Source organism: Arthrobacter sp. NQ7 (assembly GCF_029581595.2).
GTDB classification, from domain to species: domain Bacteria; phylum Actinomycetota; class Actinomycetes; order Actinomycetales; family Micrococcaceae; genus Arthrobacter; species Arthrobacter phenanthrenivorans_B.
In genome coordinates this window covers 18,787-27,459 of the sequence record NZ_JARFXU020000038.1, presented here as the reverse complement: position 1 = coordinate 27,459, position 8,673 = coordinate 18,787, and the positions used below count along the sequence as shown (strand labels likewise).

Here is an 8,673-nt window from a genome sequence, read left to right as displayed (position 1 = left end):
GGTGTGATTCTTTAGTTCTGTTGTATGGTGGGTGGTTGGTAGTTGGGGTGCTTTGGTTGGTTTGTGGGTTTGGGTGGTGTTTGGGGTGGTGTGGGGGGTTGGGGGTGGTGTGGGAGGGGGTGGTTGGTCTGTGGGTGGGGGGGTCTGTGGGTAGCTGGGGGGGTTGGTCTGTGGGGTTGTTGGTCTGTGGGGGACAGGGGCGGTGGGTCTGTGGGGCTGTTGGTCTGTGGGTGACAGGGGCGGTGGGTCTGTGGGTCTGTGGGTGACAGGGGCGGTGGGTCTGTGGGGCGGTGGGTCTGTGGGTGACGGGGTTCGAAACAGAAAAGTGCCCGGAACCGTCCGCGGCAATTACTGCATTCCCCAAGCGAAGCCGCCGAGGACCACAGGGGTTTTCACTGGCCCTCCACTCCGGCCTCTGCAGCGCCAGCGGCCGTTGTACAGGAAGCACGTTCTAGCCAGCCCTCAATGGATAGCGGGCGGCCGTCGTTCTTGTCGTGATTTTGTTTCACAGATTCTCGTCGCTCATGCCGTCGAACATGCGTAGATCCGACCTCATAGGGGCCTTCGGCACTACTCGTCGAGGGGCGTGAAGACTTAGAACGGTGGGAAGTCTCTGCCGCGGGACAGCGGCGAACAAGGAGGGCCTATGGGCCTTGGAGATGAAGCTGGGATCTCCCTCAGGGAGCAGCGGGCTGCCGCTGAGGAGGCAGAACGCAATTACCGCGCGCACATCTTCAGCAGCGTTCCGTCGGCCATCATGCGGTGGTGAGGGGTCACGCTGGGTGTGTCGCGGCCCGAGACCTTTACCGTGGTCAAACAATTCGTGGACGGGCACGACACGGCCCGGTGGTTCGGCGTCGAGGTGGAGTTCGAGGTTGATGGGGTCGTCTTCTGCGGGAAGGTCGTGTCCTACAACGGCTCACCGCATGCCCGCCTTGAAGGCGTCAGGGCCGGGAAGCCTGATTGACTTCCCGCCCTGGAGTTCCACAGGGGGAACGGTCAGTATTCGATGCGCAGGCGGGGTGGGAGTTTGGCGCGGCCGCCGTTGCCGACGGCGCCGCCGAGCGGGCGGCCCTTCACCGTTTCGGGGCGGACCGGTGCCGGGTGCGGGACGCCGGTCTTCGCCCGTCCCATCGGGGAGCCGATCAGGTGGGTGTGGTCGCCGGTGCGCATCCAGTGCGGGGTCGCTGCGAGCAGCGGTGCGTTGTCCACGACGGCCATTGGGTCGAACGTTTCCCACGGGGTGAAGTCGTAGTCGGAGAGCAGGTCGCGCTGGACCCAGCGTTCGGGTCCGATCCCCGGTCCGAGGGCGAAGTCGGCGGTGAGGTTCAGGAACTCCTCGGAGAGGACGTGCTCGGCAGGGAAGTATTCCTCCCAGTGGGCGATGCCGATTCGCGCGGCAGGGGAGTCGGGGCCTGTGGACGGGAACTCGCGGAGGACCGTGGAAATGCGCTTGTAGATTTCGTGCCGCGGGTCCGCGGAGGTGTGCCGTGAGCGGTCCGGGTGCGGGGCGGCGATGAACAGGACCGTCAGCCCGGAGGTTTCCAGCGGCCGGTCGTTGATGAGCTGGGCCCAGCGGCGGATCTTGTTCTCGAAGCTGATGGACACGGAGGCAGTGAGCTCGTAGGCGATGCGCATTCCGTCGGGGCGGATGAGGACGCCGTCGGCGCGGCGGTTGTCCGGGTTCTTCACGGTCTTGCCCAGGCCGGTGCCGGCGAGTAGGTCAACGGTGGCGAACTTCTCGCCCAGGACCGCACCCAGCGGGAGGAACTCGGCGGCGCGGAGCGCCAGTTCGGCGGCGAGGACGTTGTGCCGGTCGTACTGGCCGCCGGAGGACCAGGGCATCCCGCCGGTCACCGATGCCCACTCCGGCCAGGTCAGGGTCGGTGCGATGAGCTTGTCGAAGGTGTCGGAGTTGGCCGGCCGGTATACGGAGTTGCGGGCCAGCCCGAACCGGGACAGCGGGTGGGAGTAGGTGCCCAGGTCGAGCAGCCCGAGCGCGAAGGACGCGGACAGCGTCGAGTAGGCCGGGTCCAGGAAGAGGGTGGAGCCGGTGAATGCGGCGACCTGTTCGGCGGTCGCGGTCCGCCAGGAGTCCAGCACCGCCCAGGCCGCCAGGCGCTCGGACCGGCCGCGCGGGGAGGTGAGCTGCCGCAGCGCGGTCTCCTCGTCCGGGAGGAGCTTCTTGTTCACGGCGCCGACCGTGTCGCTGCGCCGGCGGGCCATCGCCTGAGTGAACCAGAATGCCTGGGACCCGGGTGCCCACAGCTGGCCCCAGTACGGGTCCTGCCGGTTGTGGCAGGCGACCTCGGCCGCGGTGCAGGCGGACGGCACCGAGGAGGCGTGCGCGGTGGACGTCGCGGCGTGGATCGCGGCTACCATGTCGCTCCTCCTGTGGTGACGTAGCTCTGGGCGGCGGGGTAGCCGGCGATGTCGGCCTCGAAGTTGGGGAGCTTGGTGATGAACGCCGGCTGCCGGTAGCCCTCGACCTCGGAGCGGACCACGACATGGTACGGCTCGATGTCCTCGGCGCTGAACTCGTTGGGTCCGAAGCCGACGACAACGGAAGTGCATGATCCCGGGGGCTGGATGTACGTCGCACGGTCTGTTGTGAGGCTGCAGGCACTGGCAAGGCGATTAATCAGCTGTTCCATGCCCCTGAACATGCGCAGATTTCTGCATGACGGCCCCTGGGAGCCTCAGGTGGGAGATTTGGGGAATCGGGCTGACGCAGAACAGCTGGGCAGACGCCCCGAAACACCGGAAGCCGGGTTTTGCGGCCCGGCGCCTCTTCTCACCTCTGCACCTGATGGTTTGAGGCTCGTCATTTTGCAGGCGTCATCGGTCTAGCCTGTCCATCCTTACCGTGTGCGGCTGGATTCCAAATCGGTCAGGGTTGGGGAAATTTTCTGCCAACGGGGTTGGCGCAGCTGGGGTGTCGCCTGCGGCGGGCCTTGAATGCCTGCCGGCGGCGGTCCGGTGGGTGGTGACGCCATGTGGTTGGGCGTCGGTGGGGTGGCGCCTGGCGGCGGGCCTTTAATGCGGCGGCGCCGGTGCTGCGTGCATGTGACCTGTGTCGGGGGTGCTGTCCCTGCCGGGGGCGGACGCTTGCGTGGCTGGTGTTGTCGTGCTGGTCCAGTGGGGTGGTGTTGGAGGCGCTGCGCGCCGGGGGAGTGCCCAAGAAGTCAGCGCAATGATCAACGACCCGTCAGCTGAACGCATCCCGGGACCATGACGCTTTCTGCGGCGCAGCCGCTTCGGGCCAACACACTGTCAGCGAACCGCAGACCGCACCGCCAGTTTCTCCAGGGCGAAGCCCTGCACCAGCGACACCGCCAGCAAGCAAGACACCGCCGGCCAGCGGGCACCCATCCTGCGGCGCAGCCGCGTGTCAGCGTGAAGCACCAGCGAGCAGCCAGCGGGACGTGCCAGCGACACGGGAAACGGAGAGGGAACTGGAAGAGGGACCCTCCGCGTCCCAGCCAACGGAACGTCACCGAGTCGCTGAGCGGACCGGTCCCGTAGTGAGCGCAGCGAACCAGGGCAGGGCCGACGCCGGGGCAAAGCACCCCGGCCGGCCACGCAGGCGTCCGCGCGCGCAGCGCGCAGCGCCCGCGCCAGCGGGAGCAGGCGGCGCAGCCGCCAGGGAAACACGAAGAGGAACGCTTCGGAGGGAAACATTCAGCCCCTCGGAAGGGGAGACTCTCCGTTACGCGAAAGGGCGAGGGGCGAAGCCCCGAGTCCTCTTAATATGCCCACACCCGGACCAGCCAGACAGAAAACTTGACCTGCACTGCGGCTATCGCCGGCCACACCGCACCGCCTGACGGCGGCGCGAGGGTGACGGGCGTCGGCGCTATCGCGCGGTGCCATAATGGCGACCGTGGACCTTTGGAAGAAACTGCAGATCAGGCCCGGCATGACGGCCGCCATCCTTCACGCGCCGGTGGACGCCCCGACCCTGGACGGCCCTTTCGAGTTAGCCGATGACGCAGCGGCGGCAGGTGCTGTTGTCCAGTTCGTTCTCAACCGCGCAGAGCTTGCCGAGAAGGGCGGCGAGCCGTGACGGCGGCCCTTGAGGATCGCATCGCTTGGGTCGCGTACCCGAAAGCAAAAAAGCTCGGAACGGATCTGAACCGGGACATCCTGGCCAGCGAGATGACTGCCCGCGGCGCCGAACCGGTTCGGCAGGTGTCGCTCGACGAAACCTGGTCAGCGCTGCGCTTCCGGCCGGCTGGCCGCTAGACCCGCCCCTCGGCAGCGTAGGTCTGAGGTTGGCTTGCGCCCAGACTAGCGGCCGGACGCCTTGGTGGCGAGGAGCCGGCGCGACCGCGCGGCCAAGCGCCGGCAGAGTGCGGAGGCGCCCATCACGAGGAAGGCTCCGATGGAGTAGCCGGCGATGATGGCGAGGAAGTCGAGGAAGCTCATCAGCGTGAGCGCTTGTCGGTCAGGGCCCGTTCGATGCGGTCTTCCTGGTCGAGGGAGGACATGTACAGTCCCGGGGCGCTGTGCCCGAACCGGCTGACGTTGGCTTCCAGGTCGATGAGCTCCTCGTAGGACTTGGCGCGCAGCTCTGCGTCGCTGGCGCCGACGACCTGGATGTACGCGGACTTCTGTTCGCCGGGCTCGAAGACGAAATGGCGGACCTCGATGGTGCTGCCCACAGCGAGGACACCGACGGCGACGCCGACGCCCAGGGAGTTCAGTGCGCGGGCCACGGTCGACGGCGCGGACCGTTCAGTTTTCTCGGTGGTTGCTGACTACTCAGGTAATGCGGGCTCCTGCTTTGACATTCGCGTCGTCCATTACGCCGATCGTGACTGAGACACGTTCGTACCGGCGGTCTGGCCGAGAAGGGCGTCACCTCCCGTGGCGTCCGTGCGGGGGTGCTTGGTGATGATCGGGTTAATGATGAATATGCGGACGTCGGTGTCTTCGGCGTTCCTGAATTCCTCAGCGGCGGCGAAGGCGTGCCGGTAGCAGGCGAATGCACCCAGGAGTGCGGGCGCGGGCGCTTGGTCCACACGTCGAAGAACTCGCCGTCGGTCAGCTGGAGCGGAAACGGCGCCATCTCCTGGCCGGGGTGGGCAGCTTGGCGGTGGACAAATCCGGTTAGACCTTGCCGCCGTTGTTGAAGATCGACTGGTCGGTCGGGACGAAGACCGCGAACGTCCTCGATGGGGTTGGGGAGTGTCCCGTGGTGGTGTGGCGGTCGGCAACTCGGATGGCGACGTGGACGCTGTCCACGGTGATGCCTAGAGCCGATAGGAGCTGGCCGCCAGTCCGATAGCTCGGCAGTTCCATGTCCCCATCGGTGCCCACTCGTATGCCTCGACTTCGGGCTTCCTCATTTCCGTTGGCCCAGGCTCTAGCCATCGCACTGATGCCTAGCTATTGCGTAGAAGCTTCGGTGCTCTGGCCTGGATTATCGGCGACGGCCCCGTGCTAGCACACAACATCGGTTACGATGCTCGACCCGGACGAACAGGACGAAGCCCGGTTCGCCGTCTATGAGCGCGACGAATCGGACCCGCTGAAGGACCTGCTGCGCAACACCCACTCCCAGCTGCTGCGGACGTCCCTGGGACGGCCCGTGGAGCGCCTCAAAGAGTCCCGGTGGACCTCCGGGCAGCGGCTGGACGAGGACGGCTTCGCAGCCCGCCACGACGCCGTCGCCAACCTCCTGACGGAGGCCGGTGTCGAGGTCGACGCACCGGGCGTTCGGGAAGCGATCGAGCAGCTGGTCACGGAAGGTCCTTACGACTGGCACGAGGGTGTGCAGCTCGATGTCCTCTGGTACGGCGACGTCGCCGACGCGGTGCCCTCCACACGCTCCGACAACGACCCCGAAGCGGGCAAGGAAAAGGTCCTGGAGTTCGCCAAACCGCACGTCCTGCTCATCGACAAATGGAACGGCCAGGGCTACGACACGGTCCTCCCCGCACCCCTGAAAATACCTCGACGATTCGGGCGACGGATACTCCTGGGACGACGTCTGCGGGCTCGTGAAGTCCGCCTACGGCGGCGACGGAGCACCGAAAGCCACCTGGGTCTGAGACCTGGTTGAGGTCCTGCCGGCCGGTGCGCACACCGCTGGGCGCCGTCCGGCACGTCGTCTTCCAGCTCAAGCGCCGGGCGCTGAATTATCGAAAACCGCGGAAATCGCTGATTTTTGCCGGTTTGGGCGCCCCGATGGCCACCCTGACCGACCTGTGACCGACCCTATGACCACACCTGCTTCCCAGTGCTGGCGCGGAAGAACGGGGATGGGCGACCTGGCGACCGTTTCGGAGGTATGCCTATAGGAGAGAAGGTGAGTAACGGGAAACAACGAGGGTTCCCTTATGTGTAGTAGTTAAATGGTTTGGTTAAGTCGCCATATATATATAAAGGGGCCTGCTTCCCAGTACTGGCGCGGAATTTTATGGGCGACCACCTGGTCGCCCATTGGTCGCCATGGTCGCCATCGGCCGTTACTGGCCGGCAGGTCGATTGTGCGCGTGCCAGCCCGCTTTGCTCACCAAATCAAAATGCTCGACGCAGCCGCTGGTGAGAAGGGGTTCCGTCCCGCAGGCCAGCCCGATAGGGCCGTCGCGGCAAGAGGGAAAGCCCGTTGCGGTTCTTGCATCTATCACGATAGCGTTGAAGTCGAGAGGCTTCAGATACCCGGCAACCGACGTCCGGGCTACGAGGCGGGGTCGCCAGCAACATTCGGTAGGACTCCATCCCAAGGGCTAGCCCGAGGGTAAATCGTAATTTCATATGACGACCAGCACTATCCGCTGGTGCATGCCGTCCCACGCCTCACTGGGAGCATCTGTCGTTCGTCAATAGGAGTGTCGGGTTTAACCGCGCACCTCGGCGGTCAAAGGAAGCCCCGTTATCAAAATCTCTTGGGATGGGTTGGAACCTTTTCTGGCCTTTGGCCGCGCTACGCGGAACTGCTAGGGATGTAGCCCCGCAATGTTGGCTATGTTCAAGTTTGATTGTCCCTGCGCCCGCCAGTTCCTTCTTTCGACCACCTTTCGCCGCCTTGTCGTGTGGGACGTGGGCTCATAGATGCATCGCGTTCCAGTTAGTTCCTTTGCGCTCCCCGCGGATGACTTGGCGGGGCACGCATGTCATCAAAATGCATGGGTCAAACGTCCACTCGGCCGGCCGACATTTAACCACCACGGGAGCTTCGACGAACTTTTGCCGAGGTGTCTTGCCTGGGCTTCGGCCAGGACACGTTCGACCGTAGTCTTTGAAATCCCCAGGTGTGCGGCAATCGTTTCGGGAAGTGCAGGCATTCCGGCAAGCGGCTTCCCATTGACAGCCTGGTGATCGTCCCGTTGATCCAAGGCTCCTAGCAGGCAGCGATTCCGCCGCGCGCTTTACGCGCAGTCGTCGCAGATGCCCGTGGCGGGAAGCTGAATCCCATGCACAGGGCACACCGGCTTCGGCCTGGGCGCCTCCTTCTTTACGGGATTCACCCGTGCCTCGTACACGGGGGTCAAACGGGGGACCGCGTCGGCCGGCACATCCGGACAGTAGGCCCGATAGCACTCCAGCCGCTCAGCGGCGGCGGCCCGCTCGCGCTCCAGCGGGGTCCCTGGGACCTCTTTGCCTGCCGCGCGCAGGACAGCGTCGAATCCGGGGCCGACCGTTCCGTCTGTGGCGGCGACGACCAGGGACGTGAGGGCTGGCAAGTTCCGCTCACGACAGAGGCGAATGACCCGGTCCAGCAGCTTCGAGCTCAGGTTCTGGACCAGCATGTCGGTGCGCACACCGGTGATGTCGAAAACGCGGGTGGCGAGGCCCTTGTAGGTGATGTGGTTGCCGTACGTCCGGGCCACCTCCTGCAGCACGGGCACAGCCGCCTCAGCCCAGGCGTCGAGAGAATCCTGGAAAGGCGTTTTGTTGCGGTCCGGCACGGTCCCTCTTTCGTCAGCGGGGCCCACCCCCGGATGAATCGTAACGCCGGAGCCCGGAGATCGCAGTCGACGGTGCCGCAACCGCGCCGGAGCACTTCGTCCAATTAGGATGCAAGAAAACTGGACGACAGGGGAGAGCATGAGCGGGCAGCAGAATGAACGGCCGACCGAGGAGGAACTGAAGTTCCTCGCCGAGATGGGCATGACCGAAGTCGAGCCCGGCCGGTGGGTTTCAGGCTGGCAGGGCAGCGACCCCGGCATGCAGGACTGGTTCGACAACCTCGGCAGCGAAGGCGAAGAGCAGCTGGACCTGCTCATGCGCGCCGGCCGGGTCCAGAACGAATTCGACATGGAGCAGACCGGCGACACGAGTGCCGCCAACGTCCAGATGATCAGCTCCGGACCACTGGCGACAACCCCGCCTCCGGTGGAGAACGAAGGACAGCACGGCGCTGTCCTGACCGCGTTCGTTGCCGTCCGCCATGACGCCCAGGAGGCCTTCGACGCGCTGGACGGGAAGGCCATCGAGGACGCCTTCGACCAGATGTACGAGAAGTACGAAACCATGCAGCCCCAGGACGCTCTGGCGGCAGCGCTCCGGTCACTGGGCATCAAATGCAAGACCATCAACCTGGATGCGATGACGGCCGGCCCCGAGGGGCCTGACCCGCGCGACTACCCTGGCTTCCGTGGCGCCCTGGTCCACATCGAGGGCGGCATCCGCAGATGGATCGACCCGGCCTGAGCCGGGCCGCCC

At 65.5% G+C, this 8,673-nt stretch carries 14 protein-coding genes; 7 read left to right on the top strand and 7 right to left on the bottom strand.

Translation table 11 applies throughout. The features are described from left to right. Nucleotides 1–646: 646 nt before the first annotated feature. Nucleotides 647–769, top strand: coding sequence for a hypothetical protein (locus PUN71_RS22205; protein ID WP_277800167.1), 123 nt, complete (start codon nt 647–649; stop codon nt 767–769). Nucleotides 770–784: 15 nt separating this feature from the next. Then, nucleotides 785–967 carry a hypothetical protein gene (locus tag PUN71_RS22200; protein ID WP_283532427.1) on the top strand — a complete coding sequence of 61 codons (183 nt, stop codon included), beginning with the start codon at nt 785–787 and terminating at the stop codon, nt 965–967. A 32-nt stretch (nt 968–999) separates the two neighbouring features. Here PUN71_RS22200 and PUN71_RS22195 read toward each other — a convergent pair whose 3' ends face one another. Both PUN71_RS22195 and PUN71_RS22190 read right to left on the bottom strand, forming a co-directional pair. Then, nucleotides 1,000–2,382, bottom strand: a complete 1,383-nt coding sequence (locus tag PUN71_RS22195) for a hypothetical protein (RefSeq protein WP_277800165.1) — start codon at nt 2,380–2,382, stop codon at nt 1,000–1,002. After that, nucleotides 2,376–2,666 (bottom strand): hypothetical protein, encoded by a 291-nt coding sequence (locus tag PUN71_RS22190; protein WP_277800164.1) that lies wholly within the window; start codon nt 2,664–2,666, stop codon nt 2,376–2,378. The genes PUN71_RS22195 and PUN71_RS22190 overlap by 7 nt, the downstream gene beginning before the upstream one ends. 1,217 nt (nt 2,667–3,883) lie before the next feature. Here PUN71_RS22190 and PUN71_RS22185 point away from each other — a divergent pair. Both PUN71_RS22185 and PUN71_RS22180 read left to right on the top strand, forming a co-directional pair. Then, on the top strand, nt 3,884–4,066 hold the full coding sequence (locus PUN71_RS22185; RefSeq protein WP_277800163.1) for a hypothetical protein: 183 nt from the start codon (nt 3,884–3,886) through the stop codon (nt 4,064–4,066). Then, nucleotides 4,063–4,245 (top strand): hypothetical protein, encoded by a 183-nt coding sequence (locus PUN71_RS22180; protein WP_277800162.1) that lies wholly within the window; start codon nt 4,063–4,065, stop codon nt 4,243–4,245. The genes PUN71_RS22185 and PUN71_RS22180 overlap by 4 nt, the downstream gene beginning before the upstream one ends. Nucleotides 4,246–4,290: 45 nt before the next feature. Here the strand turns inward: PUN71_RS22180 and PUN71_RS22175 are convergent, their stop codons facing one another. The 4 genes from PUN71_RS22175 to PUN71_RS22160 all read right to left on the bottom strand — a co-directional run bounded on the left by PUN71_RS22175 (nt 4,291) and on the right by PUN71_RS22160 (nt 5,322). Further along, a complete protein-coding gene (locus PUN71_RS22175; RefSeq protein ID WP_277800161.1) occupies nt 4,291–4,428 on the bottom strand; it encodes a hypothetical protein in 138 nt (45 codons plus the stop codon). Continuing rightward, on the bottom strand, nt 4,428–4,718 hold the full coding sequence (locus PUN71_RS22170; protein WP_277800160.1) for a hypothetical protein: 291 nt from the start codon (nt 4,716–4,718) through the stop codon (nt 4,428–4,430). Before PUN71_RS22170 ends, PUN71_RS22175 begins: the two co-directional genes overlap by 1 nt. Nucleotides 4,719–4,805: 87 nt before the next feature. Then, the gene (locus PUN71_RS22165) at nt 4,806–5,024 is read right to left on the bottom strand and encodes a hypothetical protein (protein WP_277800159.1); all 219 of its coding nucleotides are present in this window, start codon (nt 5,022–5,024) and stop codon (nt 4,806–4,808) included. Between the two features lie 88 nt (nt 5,025–5,112). Next, nucleotides 5,113–5,322 (bottom strand): hypothetical protein, encoded by a 210-nt coding sequence (locus tag PUN71_RS22160; RefSeq protein ID WP_283532426.1) that lies wholly within the window; start codon nt 5,320–5,322, stop codon nt 5,113–5,115. Between the two features lie 145 nt (nt 5,323–5,467). Here PUN71_RS22160 and PUN71_RS22155 point away from each other — a divergent pair, with 145 nt between their 5' ends. Both PUN71_RS22155 and PUN71_RS22150 read left to right on the top strand, forming a co-directional pair. Continuing rightward, entirely contained in the window at nt 5,468–6,067 is a 600-nt protein-coding gene (locus PUN71_RS22155; protein WP_277800157.1) for a hypothetical protein, read from the top strand. A 14-nt stretch (nt 6,068–6,081) separates the two neighbouring features. Next, nucleotides 6,082–6,216, top strand: coding sequence for a hypothetical protein (locus PUN71_RS22150; RefSeq protein WP_277800156.1), 135 nt, complete (start codon nt 6,082–6,084; stop codon nt 6,214–6,216). A gap of 1,160 nt (nt 6,217–7,376) precedes the next feature. Here PUN71_RS22150 and PUN71_RS22145 read toward each other — a convergent pair. Next, nucleotides 7,377–7,916, bottom strand: a complete 540-nt coding sequence (locus PUN71_RS22145; protein WP_277800155.1) for a hypothetical protein — start codon at nt 7,914–7,916, stop codon at nt 7,377–7,379. Nucleotides 7,917–8,055: 139 nt separating this feature from the next. Between PUN71_RS22145 and PUN71_RS22140 the strand changes: the two genes are divergently transcribed. Then, nucleotides 8,056–8,661 carry a hypothetical protein gene (locus PUN71_RS22140; protein ID WP_277800154.1) on the top strand — a complete coding sequence of 202 codons (606 nt, stop codon included), beginning with the start codon at nt 8,056–8,058 and terminating at the stop codon, nt 8,659–8,661. Nucleotides 8,662–8,673 lie beyond the last annotated feature (12 nt).

What these genes read in the sequence shown, in the direction of transcription:
- PUN71_RS22205 (WP_277800167.1), top strand. Translation starts at nt 647, where the DNA reads ATGGGCCTTGGAGATGAAGCTGGGATCTCCCTCAGGGAGCAGCGGGCT.
- PUN71_RS22140 (WP_277800154.1), top strand. Translation starts at nt 8,056, where the DNA reads ATGAGCGGGCAGCAGAATGAACGGCCGACCGAGGAGGAACTGAAGTTC.
- PUN71_RS22175 (WP_277800161.1), bottom strand. Translation starts at nt 4,428, where the DNA reads ATGAGCTTCCTCGACTTCCTCGCCATCATCGCCGGCTACTCCATCGGA.
- PUN71_RS22190 (WP_277800164.1), bottom strand. Translation starts at nt 2,666, where the DNA reads ATGTTCAGGGGCATGGAACAGCTGATTAATCGCCTTGCCAGTGCCTGC.
- PUN71_RS22155 (WP_277800157.1), top strand. Translation starts at nt 5,468, where the DNA reads ATGCTCGACCCGGACGAACAGGACGAAGCCCGGTTCGCCGTCTATGAG.
- PUN71_RS22195 (WP_277800165.1), bottom strand. Translation starts at nt 2,382, where the DNA reads ATGGTAGCCGCGATCCACGCCGCGACGTCCACCGCGCACGCCTCCTCG.